Raw genomic sequence first — 19960 nt, 5'->3', positions numbered from 1 at the left:
AACAATAACTAAAACGACATCTCGCCAAGTATTTGTAGAAAATCTTGTTAATGTAAACAAATTTTATATACATGGATAAATTAGAGTGTGAAGGTAACTATTGAAATTAAGCTAAATTTTCAAAAAACTAACAAGCTGCCTGTATTGACTATTAGTAAATAAAACCCCATACAACTTAGCTTAAAAATAAATTGCTGGTGTTTAATTTATGGCAAAAATATAAATCTTGTAGATTAAAAAAGCCATAAAAGACAAATAAAGAACTTCCTTTATCTTTCCGAGTAAAGAAATAGTCTTTTCTACAAAAACATTACACCACGAGCTGTCTTCTCTATTATCAATAATTTCAATTGACTCAGGACTACCTATTAAAGGAAGCCAATATTTTTCCATGAAGTTTTCATTTCCCTCAAAATAATGACTGTGTCCACCCTTGAAATATCTATTGACGAACCTATTATTATTGAGACCATAAAATCCTATTCTACCAGCCATTCCAGTATTAGGTACAAATGCTTCTGAGAGGAAAAGGATTTTGTCATCCGAACCGCAATCGTTTACAATTCTTGCATTGGTTTTATCTAAAATTAGTTTGAAATCAAATTTTGAAGGTAATACACTTCCACTCAACACAATGAGTCGAACGTTAATTCTTTCTTTTTTCTTTAATAAAAAATCATTGACAGCTTTTATAACTATGTAAGTTCCAAAACTATGGCAAAAAAACATTATCTCTTTTTGGTTTTCGTTTCGATCTCTAATGTTTTTTAATTGTGCGGCAAAATGCTTAAGCCTTATGGTCCTTAAAAAAGGGATGAAGAAGGATATGACAGTGAAATACCCATATTTATAAGAGTGAAACTCTACTGTATTAACATTTGATTCAACTATCTTTTTCAGCTTCTCCTGCCATGCTCCTTTAGTCCTGATCCCATGAACTGTGATGCATATGATTTTATTTTCAACCGCATAATTAGAAATTTTTCGAGTCGATTCAAACTGGATAGCTTTCAGCAAAATCCCTTTCCAAGCTTTGTTTCGTACTGAAGCTTCGATTAACACTTCGCAATGCTCATCAAATTGCTTACGGAACAGTTCAATATCATCGAAATGTGCCGTTATTCCAACAATTTTCCCTGGTTTTAACAAAGTTGGTCTACTTTTTATGTCATTTAATAATGTCAAACCATATTGTGCACGTGGCGATTCATCTCTTTTCGGTAAAACTACATCCAGTATTAAAAAATCGAAACAGATTCCTCTTAAGAAGTCTTTTGCCTTTTGAGTATTTGGTGCAAGGAATATTTCATTTTCAGACAATCCAATTTTATCAATTAGTAAATTGCTGATTTCTGTTCTGCGCGTGATATTATCATCAACAATCAATACTTTCACTTTCTTAATCCTTTAATTGAATTCACTAACTCATCCCGCCATTCACTTTTTGTATTGCTGTAGAGTATAAATCCCATGCAAGATTCTTTGTACTGACTCAAAAGCTCATCTTTTAAAGCTTCATATGAATAGGAATTTACATTATCGCTAAAGCTTTTGAATTGCGTGATAAAAATAAATTTAATTCCTTTGCATCTTTTACTCATTTTTCTAGCGAGTTCTTTCCCACCGAAAACCCTAAAATCACCACCTGAGTTTGTAGAGGTTTTATCAAAAGTAGGAAGACTCATATCAAGAAGAACTAAATCATAATTAAACCTAGTTATCATTTGCCAAGCAGAAGTAAATGAATGACATTCATTTACTTTTATATCTTGAAATTCCGAATGAATTATCTCAACTATTCTCTTTCTTTTAAATTCGTTATCTTCAACGACTAGAATATTAATATCCATAAGTAATTTCCACCTTGAAGATATCGTCGTTATAAGAAGGAATAATATTATAAGACTTTGATACATTTTTTAAAGCATGAAGACATTTATATAATCCTGAACCACCATTATTTAATAGCAAATCACTATCATTCATATTGATTAGCTTTAACCTGATTTGTTCAAAATGTCCGTTATGCAACAAGCCTTTAGCTCGCTCCGACATTTGATTAGAAATCGATATTCTAAATTTATCATTTTCATCTCCTGAGATGTTAATAGTTACTATTAAATTGTCTTTAGAAAACTTATAACTATTATTCAAAAAATTAATCAAACATAAAACCAGTACGTATAGGTGTGATCCTGGTATGTAATAGTTATCCACTTTGTTGATCTTTACGTTGATTTCACAGTTGTTTATTTGTTGAAAACATTTAATTGCCAGTTGAACTAATTTTTCAAGTTCGATTTTTTCCAACTGAGTTGATTTCTTTAGAGAAAACCATTCACATACGGTACGAACATGCTCATTTACTTCTGTATTAGATAACTTTATCTCATCTAAAAGATCACTCATTGACGTGCCTCTTTTAGCTTGATTTATAGATTCTATTAGTTCCGAATACAGATCGTCTATTTTGGCCGAAAATATTTCATTCAGCTTTAATTTCATGATATATAAACATTTTGCTAGTTTAGCATTAAATAACCCGAATATAGATTCCGCGATATCTTCAACAGTTTGCTTTTCATCGAGCATGTTTTTTATGCTTGCAAACTCTTCAAAAGATATATCAAAAAAGAAAACCCTATCTGGTTCGTCACCATTTAGTGAGGTTTTCATCCAATTTTCAGCTATATCAATCAATTTGTTGAAATCAGCGCTAAATTTAACAAGCAATGCATCGATATCGTTCAAAATATTATCATTGATCATGTTATAATATTCTAACCAATAAACATTGGACTTATAATTACCATTTTCATCAAGTTCAGTAATTAGATGTTTGCTTTGAGGTGAAGAACAAATTAAATTACCGAAAAAACCATGTCTAATTTCAGAACTTAAATTAATATCCAAACCAACTTCTTTATTATTAAAGTATTCCACTAATAACGTATTGATAATTCTTCCTACTATAATATTTTTATCACCTTTCAAAACCGTTACATCTTCTATTTGATATTTCATATCAGAATCTACTACTTCTATTTCACTATCATCATGATATTTAGTAATAAGCGCCTCAATTTCCTGTTTTCTTTTTCCATATATATGTTTTGTATCAACAAATATTTTGGCATTGTTGAATCTTGCGGCCTCACTATTAATCAAGATTTCATCTACTATATATTTACATTCTTTATCGACATCAGATTGCTTCAAATAACTTAATGATACAAGTTTGTTAAGTATTTTAATACGTTCAATTTTAAGATCGTTTTCATCTTCAAAGCAACCCAGATAGTCCATAACATCAGTTTTAGCTATATCATATAAAAAAATGACCTGCTTTCCATTCATCTTATCATCAATTAATTCGCTCGGCCTTTCAATACCTTGAGTTATAATATACTCTTCAAAAAATTCGTTTATAACTTCGCTTTTATCATCGTTACTATATAAGTTATAATAATGAGCACAAATAACTGAATCTAATGAATATATTTTCATCTCATTAATATAGTTTACAATTTCTTCTAATGGCAAACAAATATTAGAGTTGGTGTTTTTGATAAGTTCGTCTGTTGAATATTCTACAAGCCCATTGAAATCATTATTTTTTAAATAATACTCAACTCTTAACTCTATAGAATCCTTCTTGATACTAGTTACTTTACTATATTCATGAATCAAGTCTAATGCGTTTCTATCATTTTTATCGATAGCTTTTATCGCTGCATACTTAAGCTTCCTGAAAGGATCGATATTTTCCAACGAGTTATTTAAAAACATAGAAGGTGGTGATTCTAAATTACAGGCTAATGGTGTTAAAGGTGTATGTAAAAATCTAGATTTTTCAATTATTTTAGTTTTCCTTTTTTCATCAAAAAAGAATGGTGCTGCTTTCATTATGCTAATTATTATGTGATCAGACAATTCCAAACTAGAATAAATTATAGACAGATTAATTAATTGCAAAATGGCTTGATTAGAGTCTTTTAAAGAATAAATTGAAATTAAATTATTAATTATATTGAGAAGCAAAGGAGGTAAAGATCGTGGTTTCCTGCCAGCGTAAATATAAGATTTAGCTATTATATTTACCTTAGTAACCACATCTGTAATAGAAAAGATATTTTCTTCTAAACGGTCTATGATAGCTGAGTAATTACCAGCTGTATAATCATAAACCTCTTTATCTTTTTCATTACTCGTTCGGACTGTTTCTTTCCGCTTTATCACATTGACTATATACTCTGAATTACTATAGATATTATAATCACTGAGTTTCTCTAAGATCGGAGTAAGTATGTCGTAATCTTTAGTTATATCCTCCTTTTTTGTAAGCCTATAAATGATTATTTTTTGCAAAGCATCAAAGAGATCTATCAATGGAAGTTTTTGCAACCAGTTAATTGAGTGAATAAGATCAACATCATCGTATAGTGGATATTGCAAACACATCAAAGAATGAAAAGCAGCAATATTTAAAGCTCCACCTTCAATATATTCTTTGTTTGACCGCCTTACCATAGTTTCAATAGCTGTACTGGCCTCAACACTATGCGATTTCCAGCCACTAACTCTAATCACTTCGTATAAGGTATCAGATATTTTATTTGTTTTCCATTTTTCAACTAAGTCATCAATAAGTTTAAATTCTTTTTTTGCTGTCAAGACAGCTATTCTATAATTCATTTCCCATAATGAAAGACCTGTTAGAGAATTTATAACATCTAATTTTTCATATATCTTTTCGAACTCTCCCTTAATAAAAAGGTCTTCCATATCTGAACGTATTGCATTTATCTCCTTTAATTTAACATTTTCCTTGGACAATACAGACTCGAATAAACGCATTAGTCTTCGATCACTAAAATCATTTAGTCCAAGTATTTCCTTAGTAACTAGCTCATCTGAAGGCATTTTAGACTGATTTAAGAAACCAAAGACCTCTTTATCTTTTAAGATTATATCTAATGAATTTACATATTCTTTATCAGTTGATCTTGCTAGGAAAAAATAAAATGCGTCTTGTTTTGCTTCATGTTGCGTTTTAGTAAGATCTGAAGGATTTAAAACGGATGATACAACTTCATGTGTTTTACGTGATCTATTTCTCAAATTGTGTATTCTAAACTTTGGCATGATTTTATTCCTTAATTAATATTATGCTGTATTAATAAATTATAATGATCCGCAAAATAATAAAATTCGCACAAGATAATAACACATGTTATTACCTACAAATAAAATAGTAACAATTTGAAATTATTGTTTTATGCTACCGCCCTCAAAAAAAATTTGCATCTGAATTTTAAAGCAATCATCTAGTACTGTCGAGTATCATCTTTTTATATTTCCTAAAACTAATCAATCTTGAATAGCACTCTAACTCAGTCTGAAAACTAATTAACTTTACTAGAATAATTCCGATTAACATTTTGTTTCTCAGTTCTAATAGAGAAATATCTCAGTCACCGAAATATAGGCGTTAAGTAATTATGTCATTCTGGGTAATGATAACTCTGTAAATCGCATTCCGATACATATCATAAGATGTGCTGTAAATTTATGCTTAAGGAATCTATTGCCTTTTTTAGTCTATTAAGAATCACTACACGCAAGAAAGGATATATCCTTGGTAAATGGGCTCCGTAGTTGACTGGCCTCTAAATATTATCCATTAAGTTACTGTGTAGCCTTCACATCAAAAGCGAAAAATACAATGTCTCATTTCAAAATATTAGCCTAGTCGCTTGCCTTTTTTTGACAACCAGGGACTGATTTCAACGCCTCTCATTAAGGAATCAGATATTCATTTGATTAGATATACCCACTACCGCCTCAGATTTTAATTCAATCCTTAGTAACGTTAATAAATAATGCTAATGTAAATGAATTCTGATTTTAACATTAATAATGTGAAATATGTGTGAGAGCCTTCTCTCGGGCATACAAATTCTAGCTAAAAAGTTGTTTGCCGGGTTCAAATGGTCCAATTTTGTATATAACCCAACTTGTAGGGGGTTTATGAATTAAACTTTAAGTTTTTATATTTTTTGTTAAACCGTAGATTTTACATTTGATTACCAAAGCTGTACTGAGGGTAGTGGTAGGCCTAACTTCAATCACTCCTAACTTTTCTTCAAAGGCTCCCATACTAACGATCCTCTTGCGAATGAAGCGAAAATTAGAGCAACCTAAGACTCTTCGATTCAGGCACATCTACATTGCAGGCTGTTGCAAGGCTCAAATGAGGAAAGATTTGTTACTTTGAAACAATTGTGTGACGTTGCTGGTAACTAACACGGGGAGATTCCTGCGAAAAGTGTGATAAACACGGCATTATGCCACAATTCCGAATTGAGATCCCGTGTTGCGGCAATCCACTAAACTTTAACAAAATCGAAAAAAATGTGATTTCGTACACATCTGAATTCCCTGTGAGCGGGAATGCACATATAATGCGCTCCCATCACAGATTCAGACTTATCAACTCATCGCCTGAATGGCTTAGATACCTTGCACAACATGAACATGAAATTAACAGCGCTTTTTGCGGCGGCGTTAGCCGTAGTAGGTTTTTGTAAGACCGCGTCTGCGGTGACGTATCCCCTGCCGACCGACGGAAGCCGTCTGGTGGGTCAAAACCAGGTGGTGACGGTTCCTGAAGGTAACTCTCAGCCGCTGGAGTATTTCGCGGCGCAGTACCAGCTGGGTCTGTCTAACATGCTGGAAGCGAACCCGGGCGTTGACCCGTACCTGCCGAAAGCAGGTACCGTGCTGAATATCCCTCAGCAGCTGATCCTGCCGGATACCGTTCATGAAGGTATCGTAATTAACAGCGCCGAAATGCGTCTGTATTACTACCCGAAAGGCACCAACACCGTGATCGTGCTGCCAATCGGTATCGGCCAGCTGGGCAAAGACACCCCGCTGAACTGGACCACCAAAGTTGAACGTAAGAAAGCGGGCCCAACCTGGACGCCGACCGCCAAAATGCACGCGGAATATATCGCTGCGGGCGAGCCGCTGCCAGCCGTTGTGCCGGCAGGCCCGGATAACCCGATGGGTCTGTATGCTCTGTACATTGGTCGTCTGTATGCGATTCACGGCACCAACGCCAACTTCGGTATCGGCCTGCGCGTGAGCCACGGCTGCGTGCGCCTGCGTAACGACGACATCAAGTTCCTGTTCGAAAACGTGCCGGTTGGTACGCGCGTGCAGTTCATCAACGAACCGGTGAAAGCAACGTCTGAACCAGACGGCAGCCGCTACATCGAAGTGCACAACCCACTGTCCACCAGCGAAGACCAGATCAACAACAACGAAGTCGTCCCTGTTACGCTGAACAGCGCGGTACAGGCGGTAACGTCTCAGCCAGACGTCGAAACGACGATTGTTGACCAGGCCGTGCAGAACCGCTCCGGTATGCCGGTGCGTTTGAACTGATAAAGAAGCATTAAAAAAGCGGGCCTCGTTGCCCGCTTTTTTTTACCCGTTATTCACGATCACGATCCCGCCGTGGTCGTACCGATAGTGGCAGTGCGCATACTCCAGCGGCGTGCCATCCTCCAGATAAATCACCTGCTCCACCTCCAGCACCGGATCGGTTTCCTCGCAGACCAGATGCTCTCTGTCCAGCGCGCTGGGCTTAAGCGCCCGCACCACCCGATACGAGCCCATAATTTTCAGCCCCAGGGTTTCCTGAACGTACTGAAACACCGAACCTTCAAGATGGTTTTTCGTCAGGCCCGGCACCAGATTCATCGGCATCACCGTGGAATCCAGCGACATGGGTTCGCCGTTTAATAAGCGCAGACGAATAAAGTCATAGACGGGCGCATCGGCGTTAATCATCAGCGACGCCTGCTCTTTTTCGTTCGGGAAGCGCAGTTCAAAATGCACCACCTGGCTGGTAACCGTGCCCAGATGTTCCCAGGTTTTGGTGGCACCGAAATAGTCGCTGCCGGAAAGATCCCACTGCGAGAGCTGGAGGAAATTTTTGCGGATGAACGTCCCCTGGCCCTGGCGGGTATAAACCAGCCCTTCGACGATCAGCTGGCGCATTGCCTGCTGGATGGTCATCCGGCTGGTACTGAACTCCGCCGCCAGCGCAAACTGGTCCGGGAGCGGTTCATGGGCGGCGTACTGCTGGCTGATAATGCGTTTCTTGATTTCCCGCGCTATGGTGATGTACTTCGCCGCCATGGTCCTTCCTTTCTGTTAGTTTTCTATCCCGCTGTTTTTCAAGGCCACTCGCTCGGCAATTTTGAGGAAAGGCAGGTAGAAGAATACACCAAATACGATGATTGCCAACTGCACCACCACCGCCCGCCAGTCTCCCGCCGTGGCCAGCCAGGCGCTGAGAATCGGCGGCGTGGTCCACGGGATCATCACCACGCAGCGCGACATTAACCCCAGCGTGGTACAGAGCCAGGCGAAGTAAATGCCTATCGCGGGCAGCAGCACGAACGGGATCATCAGCGGCAGGTTAAACACGATCGGCAGGCCAAAAATCACCGGCTCGTTGATATTAAACAGGCCCGGCGCCAGCGACAGACGCGCCACCTGCTTAGCCGACTGTTGTCGGGAGAAGATAAAGATGGCGATCAGCAGCGATATTGTGCTGCCCGTCCCGCCCACCATGCCAAAGGTCGGCACGAAGATGTTGTTGATGATGTGCGGAATGGGCTGGCCGTTGGCGAAGGCCAGCATGTTCTCGTTGGTATTGATCAGCAGGAACGGCTCCAGCACCACGCTGTTGACCACCGACTGATGAATGCCGAGCGTGAAGAGGAAGTTGCCGAAGCTGTAGATAAAAATCGTCCCCGGCAGGCTGGTGTTGATCAGCCGCAGCGGCTGCTGGATAAAGGTCGTAATGAGATGGATCAGGTCCGTATGCAGCACGTTTGCCAGTATCGCCGCGAGCACCGCAAACAGCGAAAGCGTGAGAATGGTTGGGATCAGCGCGGTAAAGGATTTGCTCACCGCCGGGGGCACGTTTTCACCGAGCGAAATGTGCAGCGCCTTCAGCCGCGAGATGGCGATGAATACCTCCGTTGAAAGCAGCCCAATCAGCACCCCGGCGAAGATCCCGGTGGAGCCGATATTGGCGAAGGTCAGCACCTGCGTCACGCTGACCGCAGCGTCGCTGCCGACGGGCGTAATCTGTAAGCGCATCGGCATCATAATGATAAAACTGCTGACGGCGATAACCACTGCCGAGACCGGGTTGTCGAAATCTTTGTTGCGCGCCAGCGACCAGGCAATCATCGGCGCCAGCAGCAGCGCGGCAATGTTCAGCGTGCCGTTGATAATCGCCTCGCCCCACACTTTGAAATGCGCCAGCGTATCGCCGTGGAAAATCCAGGGAAACACCACGTTGTTCACCAGCACCGCCAGACCGGCGAGGATGAAAATGGGCATCACCGTGGCGAAGGCGTCGCGCAGGGAGCGAAGGTGCACCTGGTTTGCCAGGCGCGCCGAGAACTCGACAAACTTATCGACAAAGGACTGCATGTGCGGTGTGATTTTTGTTTCAGACATAGCGGAGTGTTCCCATCAATCAGTCACAAAAACGGCCCGGCAGCGTACGGCTTACATCTCGCGTCCGTTGGAATGGATAACCTGTTTTAACCACGCGTAGCTCTTCTTCGGCACGCGCTTGAGGTCTTTCAGGTCGTGGTTTTCCCGGTTGACATAGACCACGCCGTAGCGCTTACGCATGTCGCCCTGGGAGCTGAGAATGTCGATCAACCCCCAGCCGAGGTAGCCAATGACCTCTGCCCCGTCCTCGAACATCGCCTCCTTCATGGCCTCGATATGCGCCCGGTGGTAATCGATGCGGTAGGTGTCCTCAATCGGGTTCACCCCGTCCCAGGACTCAATCACCCCAATGCCGTTTTCAATCGGGAATACCGGCAGGCGCCAGTCGTTGGCGTAGCGGGTAATGATGGTGCGAAAGCCCAGCGGATCAATCTGCCAGTTCCACTCGGTAGCTTTCAGGTAGGGGTTATTTTTCTCGCCGTGCAGCAGGTAATAGTTCACAGGCGTGCCTTCCGGAATTGCATCGCTGTCCAGCGTTTTGCTGGCGTAGTAGCTGAAGGCCATATAGTCATTTCTGGTGCGCGCCAGCAGCGCGAGATCGTCAGCGCGGTAGATATCGCCAAAGCCCTCCTGCTCCACCACCGCCATCACCGCCGGGCTGTAGCCCTGTCCTGCGAAGACGCGCAGCAGGTTCTGGTTGAGGAATTCGTCATACTGCTGGGCGCAGAAGATATCGCGCGGTTTGCAGGTGGCCGGGTAGATCAGCTGGTGCGCCAGCATGCCGCCCATCAGCTGGCCCGGTTTCGTCTGGTGCAGGTATTCGGTCAGCGCCATGTGCGCCACCATCGTATGGTGCTGCAGCTCGTACAGCTCGCGCAGGGTTTTTTCGCCTTTCATATAGCCGGAAATACGGAACGCTTCCGGCATATGGAAGATGTTCTGCTCGTTGAAGGTCAGCCAGTACTTCACGCGGTCGCCATAGCAGTCGATCATCTTTTTGCCGTAGCGGATAAAGGCGTCCATCACGCGGCGGTCGTTGAAGCCGTTGTACTCCTGCGCCAGCGCGAGCGGCATATCGAAATGGTACAGGCAGATCATCGGCTCGATGCCGCGGGCGATCAGATCGTCAATAAAGCGGTCGTAAAAGGCGATGCCTTCGTCATTGAACGGGCCGTCGCCCTGCGGGCAGACGCGGCTCCACGAGATCTGGAAGCGGTAGCAGTTCATGCCCAGATCCTGCATCAGGTCGAAATCCTCCCGGTAGCGGTGGTAGGAGTCGGTCGCGACTTTCCAGTCGGAGACGTTCTCCCCGGCTTCGCGAATGTCGTACACCGACATCCCCTTCCCGCCCTCGTTCCAGGCCCCTTCCGTCTGCATGCTGGAGACCGAGTTGCCCCATAAAAAGTTGGCCGGCAGCTGATTGTTCATGTTCCCTCCCTATATGACTAGTCATTTAAAATTTTATGACTAGTCATATAGGCGAAGATGAAGGGACGATCAAAGAGGAGAATCGTTTTTTGTGAGGTATGTTGGAAAGAAGAAGCCGGGCAGGAAAATGGATCGCGCAAATCCTTTTCCTGAGGCCGGAGAGTTAGCCTATGCAAAATCACATTTCCCGATCGTGCCACTGGCTGGCCTCATAAAATCATTATTAACTTAATGAGCATGAACCCAGGCCCTGGCCGGAAAATAAAAATCTCAACCCTATCAAATGGAAAATGACGCTCATGAAGATATCTACTAGCCGTATCGCATTCGCTCTCAGCTTAGCGTTGCCATGCTCTATGACTCACGCGGCAACGGTGTATACGGGTGATAAGGTGCAGGGAGTACCTGTTATCTCGACTCTGGATGTAGCTGACCTGACAGCAGGACAACATCGCTTCATGTTCGAGGGGGTTGAGACAGGGACGGGACAGCGATGGTATGTCCCCATAATGGTGGCAAAAGGGAAAACGGACGGGAAGAAAGTTCTGCTTCAGGCTGGGGTCCACGGGGATGAGCTAAATGGGGTTCGTATCGTACAAAAAGTGATGGAACAACTGGACCCCGCCAAAATGAAAGGAAGCGTTATTGGTATTATTGGCCCAAACCGTTCTGGACTTGAAAGGGTCTCCCGGACATGGTCTGTTTCAACCGATGGTGGTGAGACGATCGACTACAACCGCGTACATCCAGGAAAAGAAACGGGTAACTCTGCTGAGCGTCAGGCATGGATGATGTGGAATAAGGTTTACAAGGGAAATGTAGACCTGGCGATTGACTATCACACCCAGTCTACCGGAACGGCTTATCCGCTGTTCATTTATGCCGACTACCGCAATGCGGATGCCCGGACGATTGCAGAACTTTTTCCGGCCGATCAAATTAAGAAAGATCCCGGCGAAGCCGGCTCAATGGAGACAACCTTTATTCAAAATGGTATCCCGGCGATAACGGCCGAGACGGGAGAACCGAGGATTTACCAGCAGGATATGATTTCCCGGGGCTTAGAGGGTGCCCTCAATGTACTGATCCACTACAAGGTTATTGAAGGCAAAATCGGCGCAACCGCCAGCAGCAATAAAACATATATTGGTAATGCTATCAGTTCAATACGTGCAACCACGGGTGGGTTTGCGGAAGTTTTCGTTAAACCCGGCGACACGGTAAAAGCAGGACAAGAGGTCGCCCTGCAGCGAAATGCATTCGGTGATGTTGTCGCGAAGTATTCAGCAGAACGGGACGGCAAAGTACTGTCAATTGGAACAGATGTAGTTAGAGAACCCCGAGCCCTGCTGGTAAGAGTCCTTGAGCAAAATCCAGCGGCAACCTGCAAAGACGGTTGCTGATTGCCGCCACGGCCCATCGTTGAATCGGCAAAAGCATGCTCAATGGAATAAAATGCTTTCGCCGATTTCTGTACCGATGGGCAAAGAAATTTAAAATCACCTCGACAGATTTTTAAAATATCCAATGCCGATGGTCTTACGGAAACGCCAGTCCTGCCATTGAGGCCATAAAACGTGGGCGATCATCGCGATAGCTATCCATCGGAACCAGGTGGCAAACGTATTACTGTGCCCCTGAGGCTCTTTATATCCCTTCACCCATCCATCATATCCTCGCTCGCCAAGTAAGGTGTCCGGGAATCCACCATCCGCGTTCTGGAAGTCCAGCAATTTCACGAGCATACTGCGTAGCCAATGCTCAATTTCATCGCTGCGATATGGGCAACGCGCGTGGCCGTGCGCCAGAATATCGATAATATCGACATCAATACAGCTGCTACGAATGGCTAGTGGTTGTTCCAGGCAACGGCTTATCGACTGGTTAAAATAGGGAATATTTTCATCGAGTGCATAAAATACATGTAAATTATGCGTCGCACCGCAGAGCGCAAATAGTAAAGCTTCCTGGCTGTACTGCTGACCCGGCCCCCAAAAACCTGAATAGGGTTCGCTTTGCTGATTATGCCAGAAGATCATATCCTGCAAACGTTGAGCCGCAGGACCGTTCGGTTCTCTCTGATGTTCGAGTAACAGAAAACTACCGATGTTGACGATATTATTACCTTCCAGCCAGGGATCGCGCATATCACGTTGACCTAACCATGCCCAAAAATACTGAGCGTCGAGGTAAGGTTTCAAAAATGGCAGCTCGATTCTATCCAGTTGATCCAGCACTTCCAGCGTCCCCATACAGTAATTGGTTGTATGAAAACGCATGTACTGGCGCGTTTTTTCAGCATCCGGTCCTTTCCATGTTTCGTTCCAGCACAATCCCGGCAACTGGAAAAAACCGTCCTTTCCCTGATGACCCAATATCCAGTCCGCAAGCGCTTCTTTCCCGGCGATCTCATCCCCCAATAAAACGCGAGCCATCGTGCCATCATAGGTTCCCGGCAGAAGCATCTGCGGCCATTGCTCGGGCTGGTGAAGTGCGCTAACGCGTAATACGCCTGCCGTTGCGTTGGGGAGTTGCATTTTATTTAGCCAAAGAAGACTTTTCTCTCTGGCTGCCAAAATACGTTCCTTTAACAGACTATCGGTAAATGACATGTTCTGTACCTGTATAGTTAATATTATTTAAATTTAGCTGCTGACATTGATGGAATTAATAAATGCATTATCAGGAAACCCAGCAGATAGGCAAAACCACCCATCAGGAAAATAGACCAATAGCTTCCGGTTGCCTGTAAAATATGTCCTGTGGCCTGCGTAAAAAGAATTGAACCGAGAGAACCAATCAGGCAACCAATACCAACAACAGCACCCACCGCCTGTTTTGGGAACATATCGGATACGCTGGTATAAAGATTGACCGACCAGCCCTGATGCGCTGCGACAGCAAGCCCAATCAGCAGTACAGCGCACCAAAGATTGGAAACATTCGAGACCAGTAAAATAGGAAGCACGCAGGTAGCGCATAACAATAATGTCGCTTTACGCGCTTTATTGACGGCCATACCGCGGTTTACCATCCATGCAGGGAGATAGCCACCTGCAAGACCGCCCATCGTTGCCAGAATATTGATTAATACCAGGGGCATCGCCATATGCGCCATATCAATACCGCGAGCGTCATGCAGCCACTTCGGTAGCCAAAAAAGGAAGAACCAGAAAATCGGGTCAGTGAGAAATTTGCAAATGGCGAATGCCCAGGTCTGCTTATACTTTAGCAAACCCAACCAGCTGATTTTTTGAGTTGTTTGTGCTGTAATATCAGCGTCATCATCCTGATTAATCCAGGCTAATTCTTCTTTATTTACCTTCTTAATTTTCTCCGGTTTTCCGTATAATATTAACCAGAAAGCAATCCAGATAAACCCTACGGCACCGGTTACGATGAATGCTTCACGCCAACCCCACTGTAATGCTATCCATGGAATAATAACAGGAGCAAAAATATTACCGATGTTGGAACCCGAATTAAAAATACCCGTTGCAAAAGCACGCTCTCGTTTCGGGAACCACTCTGCGGCAACCTTCACAGCTGAAGGGAAGTTGGCACTCTCCCCAAGCCCAAGGAAGATTCGCGCGTAGATAAATCCTATAACGGTACCGACCATTCCGTGAGCCATCGCAGCTAAACTCCAGATTGCCAGTGCGACAGGTAAAACCAGGCGTGCGCCATAAACGTCAACAAAACGTCCGCACAGGAATAAACCTAAGGCATAGGCAGCCTGAAATGCCGTCACTATATTACCGTATTCAATTTCATTCCAGCCAATATCTTTTTGTAATATTGGGGCGAGCAATCCTAATATAGATCTGTCGAGATTATTTATGGTGACAGAAAAAAAGAGCAACGCGCAAATCGTCCATCGATATCGACTGGTTGTAGAACCAATATTTACAGCTTCATTACTGACACCACCCTGCAACTGACCCATCGTATTTCCTCCGTCACGATTTAATAATCGTATCCAAACAGACCCATAGTAATTAATTTCAACCAGTGTACGTTACCCGGCCTGAATGCATGACGGATAAGAAACAGAAGTGAGATCCCTGAAGTCCTGCCATAATTTTATGTGAGTCATATCGCGCCTCAGGGTTGCAGACGTGATCAAAATCACCATAGCAAAAGCAATTATGAGATGTACATCACATTAGAATCCTGTCGTTATTCGACCTCCATCACATTTACATGTTTTTATCACTTAACTTTCCTTCTGTTTATGAGGAACAGCTCCAGCGCCTGAATTCGAGCCGTTATTCTACAGAAACACCTCTTTTATGAAGGATATCTCATGTTGGAAAAATCGGACCTGGCTGAAAATGCCGTTGAATGCTTACATAACGAGCAATATGACCAACCGTATAATAAGCAGAATCTCAATCATACTAATCTGTTATTCACGGGTGGCCGAGACCGTGAAAGCCTGAGTGGCGAATGGCGCTTTACGCTGGATCTTCACGACACGGGATTAAGACAAAAATGGTATCTCTTAGAGAAAAACGACGCTGAAACACGTCGCGATCCTTACGATTATGATCCTTTTGCCGGGGATACCGTTCCGGTGCCGGGATGCTGGCAAATGATGAAAGAAAAATGGTTTTATTATGAAGGGAGTGCGTGGTACACCCGGGACATTGATTACCTCAAACAGGACGCGGATGAACGTATTTTCTTACGCATTGGCGCAGCCAATTATGATTGCAAAGTTTTTGTCAATCATCAGTTTATAGGCAACCACTATGGGGGCTCAACTCCATTTTGCGCTGAATTAACGTCTGTATTACTGCCTGGAAAGAATGTGGTGATGTTATGTGTGAATAACACCCGCACTACTGACAGGCTACCCTTGAGAAATAATGACTGGTTCAACTATGGCGGGATATACCGTGAAATTGATATTATTCGAACGCCGCAAACTTATATCAGGGATCTGTTCGTTTATTTAGTTCCAGACGGCAAATATAATAAAATAGCCGTGAGAATAGCAGTGGAAGGCGATGCGCGAGAGGTGAATTTCTCTCTCACTGAACTTGGCATCTCCGTAACTCTTCCGGTGGTGAATGGCATTGCTGAAGCTAACCTGTCTGCTGAACCGCAAATTTGGTCTCCTGAACACCCTAAATTGTATCGCGTTATGGCATCGCTGGGGCGCGACTGTGTCAGCGACCGCGTGGGTTTCAGGCAAATTGACGTTGTGGGTACGGATATCCGTCTCAACGGTAAATCGCTCTATCTACGCGGCATAAATTGTCACGAAGATGATGTATTATTGGGAAAAATGACCAACGAAGCGGATATCCGCCGCCGTTTTCATGATGCTAAAGAGCTGAACTGCAACTACCTGAGACTGGCGCATTACCCCCACCATGAGATGGTCGCGCGTATTGCGGATGAGGTCGGTTTGTTGCTCTGGGAAGAAATTCCAAACTACTGGGCGATAGATTTTAAAAATCCGACAACGCAACGCGATGCACATAATCAGTTGATGGAGCTAATCTATCGTGACCGAAACCGTGCGAGCGTAATTATCTGGTCAGTGGGTAATGAAAATGCCGATACCGATGAACGCCTGGATTTTATGAGCATGTTGATTGACGCAGCCCGAAAGGCCGATCCCAGCCGTTTGATTTCTGCCGCTTGCCTTGTCAATCATGCAAAAATGAAGATTGAAGATCGTCTGGCAGATTATCTTGATATTATCGGTCTGAATGAGTATTACGGCTGGTACGAAGAGAATTTTGACGATCTGATTGTGCTCGGTGAAAACTCGTCGCCAACAAAGCCTGTTGTCATCACTGAAACTGGTGCCGAGGGCGTTCCGGGCGAACATGCACCTCAGTCGGGGCCATTCTCGGAAAACTATATGGCGGATGTTTATCGCAAACAGACCGAGTATCTGCCAAAACTCAATTATGTGCGCGGTTTTACTCCATGGTTGTTGTATGACTACCGTACAGAAAGACGTCAGAACCCCTTTCAGAAAGGATTCAATTGCAAGGGACTGATTACCGCAGATAAAATAACGCGCAAAAAAGCATTTTATGTATTGCGGGATTTTTATCAGCAATTAAAAAATGCCGGGTCATAATTGATCAATTTTCTGTCAAACTTTCTGCCAGGCTAAGTAGCCTGGCAGGATCAAATAGCATAGCCAGATAATGTGGCTGTTGTTGTTCTTCTTTATCAATCCACGCAGAAATTCGAATCGCCAGAAGGCGCAGTTCATTAATTTCACTATTTAATTCAAATGAAGATATGCCACTCTGATGGCCGTAACGATCGACCATCATTTTCATAGCGACACTTCGTGCGACTCTGTTGAACATTTCAGTGTAGTACGGTACGCGGTCCCAGACGCGTTTGAATAAATCTTTTTTCTCATCCGACATATCAATGGAGTGTATTATTTGAAAGAGCCGGTTACGGGAGTCTTGTGCCAAAAACATAGCTCGTTCTTTCTCTAACACTAATTGCTGGAACTGTTCGCGTCCGGCATCGGGATCGTTTATCGGGAACAAGACCGTCGCAGCATAATCATCAGATTTAAGCAAATGAAACTGCAGTTGTTTTACGGCTTGTGCATAGTTTACCGGAACCTGGCTGAAATGGTGTAAAACATGTCCCAGAATATAGGGGGTCTTTCTCATCCATTCATAGCTGCTGGCGTACAATTGATGAAAGATGTTTAATTCAGCCGCCTCCACCTTACGCTCAAGCATATCCGTGAGCCAGCAATGAAATGCCTGTTTCTCAGACATAAATATTTCACGGCCAAACATCGCTAAGCCATGCAGGTTCACTGAATTTACGGAGTTAATCAGGGAACTGTTAGAGATCCATTCCCAACTAAGCCGTCCCGTAATCGCTTCCAGTTCCTCACCGGCCATACTTTCAACCCAGCTAAGACGGCCCTGAATTTCCTCTAATAAGTAGCACGGTAGTAGAGTCCAGCCGTACTCCAGCCCCCACATATCAAACTCAATCCACTTGACCCGACCTTCAAGCTGAGTCAATAAAGGGTTATTGACAAAACCCGGGCGATAACCATGAGCAACTGCTTTTATTGACACCCTCACATCCGGAGGTAATACCTGCAACGCATTGACTAATTGCCACGATGCTGCCTCATCCTCCATGTAGTCACGCAGGACCATTTTTTTCCCCAGGCTTCGCAGGGTTTGGTAGAGAAATGGGATTGTCGAGACCCAGCTGGCTTTATAGGGTTGATGTCGGTGAAGATTAACAATCATTCCATCAATGCCGGATAGCTGTTCCAGGGCTTCAAAGAGTGCGTGCTGATAAAAATTTTTCCAGAAAACTTCATCTGCGCTAATATTATCAATCAAAGCATATTCTGGATATTTTTCTTGTATTTTTCCATCCCGTGGTAGCGCTTCACCTTGCAACCAAACGCCAATGCCCGACGCCTGACAATAACGGCATAATCGCTGCAAATACAATAAATGCTCCTGATACTCACGCATCAGATTTTCACGACCATGTTGACAATATTTTGAGGGAGGAACTAATAAAGACAATAAATTCTGCTGATTAATAACAAGTCCATTAAATTGGTCCCGTACCATCACTGCAATAACACTCTGCAAGTATGGCCAGTGCCAGATCAGCGAAGAGTTTACTTCTAGTAAACGAAGCGGAATTGAGCTCTGCACTTAAAGAAACCACACTAAGAACGTTAGCCATGACCTGCATTTTATAGCTTTTATTTTTCATTCACCACATTTCTTTGTTCATAGACATCCTGAAGTCCTAATTACAATAGTGATACAGTTTGCCTTTAAAAAAGCAGCATCTCGTCATTTACTTTTATCTCATCCCCGGCAGGCGATGCGCTTACCGGGGATAAGGAAGGTTACTGCTGCGCGAGCTGATTGCGGCGATACTCCCCCTGCCGCTCCAGCATCCAGCCAGGATATTCCCGCGGCAGCGCGCTCACCGCATCAAGCTGCAGAAGCTCATCTTCGCTGAGACGGATCCCGGTGGCGGCAATGTTGTCGTCCAGCTGTTCAACGCGTTTCGCACCGATGATGACGCTGGTCACCGCTTTCTGGTGCAGCAGCCACGCCAGCGCGATTTGCGCGACGGAGACGCCCTTGCTTTCGGCAATAGTGCGCATCACGTCCACGCAGTCGAAAGCGCGATCTTTGTTCACCGGCGGGAAGTCAAACTCCAGACGACGACCACCGGCTTCGCTCTGCCCGTCGCGGCCATATTTTCCGCTCAGCAGGCCGCCTGCCAGCGGGCTCCAGACCATTAGCCCGACGCCTTCGCTCTGCATCATGGGCACCAGCTCGCGCTCCAGATCGCGCCCGGCAATGGTGTAATACGCCTGCAACGACGCGAAACGCGCCAGCCCGAGACGCTCGGAAATGCCCAGCGCTTTGGCAATCTGCCACGCCGCCCAGTTCGAGACGCCGATATAGCGCACGTGGCCGTGCTGCACCAGGTTATCCAGCGCATACAACGTCTCTTCAATCGGCGTGGCCGGGTCGAAGCCGTGCAGCTGGTAGAGATCGATATGATCGAGCTGCAGGCGGCGCAGGCTCTCCTTCACGCTGCTGATGATGTGATAGCGCGAGCTGCCGCGCGAGTTCACCCCTGCCGTTCCGGTTTCGCCGAACACTTTGGTCGCGACGACCACGTTCTCGCGGGGGATTTTCAGGTTTTTCAGCGCCTGGCCGGTGATCTCCTCCGAACGCCCTTCCGAGTAAACGTCCGCGGTATCGATAAAGTTGATCCCGGCATCCAGCGCGCGGCCCACCAGCTGTTCTGCTTCGCTTTGCTGGAGCTGACCAATCTTGCCCCACATGCCGCCTTCACCGCCGAAGGTCATGGTGCCGAGGCACAGTTCAGAAACGAACAGACCGGTATTGCCCAGTTTTTGATAACGCATAAGATAATCCTCGCATGTCGTTTATGGGGTACCCGATAGTTATACCCGCCCCTC

Annotated in this window: 13 protein-coding genes; 3 read left to right on the top strand and 10 right to left on the bottom strand. The window is 44.4% G+C overall.

The window, feature by feature from the left end; translation table 11 throughout:
* Positions 1-201: 201 nt before the first annotated feature.
* Genes V1587_RS09320 through V1587_RS09310 form a run of 3 tightly spaced genes read right to left on the bottom strand, consistent with a single transcriptional unit; the run spans position 202 to position 5145 of the window.
* The gene (locus V1587_RS09320) at positions 202-1395 is read right to left on the bottom strand and encodes a response regulator (RefSeq protein WP_371898505.1); all 1194 of its coding nucleotides are present in this window, start codon (positions 1393-1395) and stop codon (positions 202-204) included.
* Positions 1392-1850 carry a response regulator gene (locus V1587_RS09315; protein ID WP_371898506.1) on the bottom strand — a complete coding sequence of 153 codons (459 nt, stop codon included), beginning with the start codon at positions 1848-1850 and terminating at the stop codon, positions 1392-1394. The genes V1587_RS09320 and V1587_RS09315 overlap by 4 nt, the downstream gene beginning before the upstream one ends.
* Positions 1840-5145 carry a hypothetical protein gene (locus tag V1587_RS09310; protein WP_371898507.1) on the bottom strand — a complete coding sequence of 1102 codons (3306 nt, stop codon included), beginning with the start codon at positions 5143-5145 and terminating at the stop codon, positions 1840-1842. Before V1587_RS09310 ends, V1587_RS09315 begins: the two co-directional genes overlap by 11 nt.
* Positions 5146-6531: 1386 nt before the next feature.
* On the opposite strand from V1587_RS09310, the gene ldtB reads away from it, so the two are divergent.
* Positions 6532-7452, top strand: a complete 921-nt coding sequence (gene ldtB, locus V1587_RS09305; protein ID WP_371898508.1) for a L,D-transpeptidase — start codon at positions 6532-6534, stop codon at positions 7450-7452.
* Positions 7453-7494: 42 nt separating this feature from the next.
* Here the strand turns inward: ldtB and V1587_RS09300 are convergent, their stop codons facing one another.
* From V1587_RS09300 to V1587_RS09290, 3 genes are read right to left on the bottom strand one after another with little or no spacing between them, the layout of a single operon-like run.
* Positions 7495-8211, bottom strand: coding sequence for a GntR family transcriptional regulator (locus V1587_RS09300; RefSeq protein WP_371898509.1), 717 nt, complete (start codon positions 8209-8211; stop codon positions 7495-7497).
* Positions 8212-8226: 15 nt separating this feature from the next.
* Positions 8227-9549, bottom strand: a complete 1323-nt coding sequence (locus V1587_RS09295) for a PTS sugar transporter subunit IIC (RefSeq protein ID WP_048222165.1) — start codon at positions 9547-9549, stop codon at positions 8227-8229.
* Positions 9550-9600: 51 nt separating this feature from the next.
* Complete coding sequence (locus V1587_RS09290; protein WP_371898510.1) at positions 9601-10977, bottom strand: glycoside hydrolase family 1 protein; 1377 nt, start codon at positions 10975-10977, stop codon at positions 9601-9603.
* Between the two features lie 299 nt (positions 10978-11276).
* Here V1587_RS09290 and V1587_RS09285 point away from each other — a divergent pair, with 299 nt between their 5' ends.
* On the top strand, positions 11277-12380 hold the full coding sequence (locus V1587_RS09285; RefSeq protein WP_371898511.1) for a succinylglutamate desuccinylase/aspartoacylase family protein: 1104 nt from the start codon (positions 11277-11279) through the stop codon (positions 12378-12380).
* Positions 12381-12476: 96 nt separating this feature from the next.
* Here V1587_RS09285 and V1587_RS09280 read toward each other — a convergent pair whose 3' ends face one another.
* The gene (locus V1587_RS09280) at positions 12477-13589 is read right to left on the bottom strand and encodes a hypothetical protein (protein ID WP_371898512.1); all 1113 of its coding nucleotides are present in this window, start codon (positions 13587-13589) and stop codon (positions 12477-12479) included.
* Positions 13590-13612: 23 nt separating this feature from the next.
* On the bottom strand, positions 13613-14923 hold the full coding sequence (locus V1587_RS09275) for an MFS transporter (RefSeq protein ID WP_371898513.1): 1311 nt from the start codon (positions 14921-14923) through the stop codon (positions 13613-13615).
* A gap of 360 nt (positions 14924-15283) precedes the next feature.
* Between V1587_RS09275 and V1587_RS09270 the strand changes: the two genes are divergently transcribed.
* Positions 15284-17080 (top strand): glycoside hydrolase family 2 protein, encoded by a 1797-nt coding sequence (locus V1587_RS09270; protein WP_371898514.1) that lies wholly within the window; start codon positions 15284-15286, stop codon positions 17078-17080.
* A gap of 4 nt (positions 17081-17084) precedes the next feature.
* On the opposite strand, the gene V1587_RS09265 is transcribed toward V1587_RS09270, so the two are convergent.
* Both V1587_RS09265 and V1587_RS09260 read right to left on the bottom strand, forming a co-directional pair.
* The gene (locus tag V1587_RS09265) at positions 17085-18665 is read right to left on the bottom strand and encodes a hypothetical protein (RefSeq protein WP_395314569.1); all 1581 of its coding nucleotides are present in this window, start codon (positions 18663-18665) and stop codon (positions 17085-17087) included.
* Between the two features lie 200 nt (positions 18666-18865).
* Positions 18866-19906, bottom strand: a complete 1041-nt coding sequence (locus tag V1587_RS09260; RefSeq protein ID WP_371898516.1) for an aldo/keto reductase — start codon at positions 19904-19906, stop codon at positions 18866-18868.
* Positions 19907-19960: the final 54 nt, after the last annotated feature.

Origin of the sequence: Enterobacter sp. ECC-249 (assembly GCF_043965265.1) — a bacterium.
GTDB classification, from domain to species: Bacteria; Pseudomonadota; Gammaproteobacteria; order Enterobacterales; family Enterobacteriaceae; genus Enterobacter; species Enterobacter quasiroggenkampii.
Note: the sequence above shows the minus strand (reverse complement) of the source record. Positions and strands in the feature narration are given on the sequence as shown.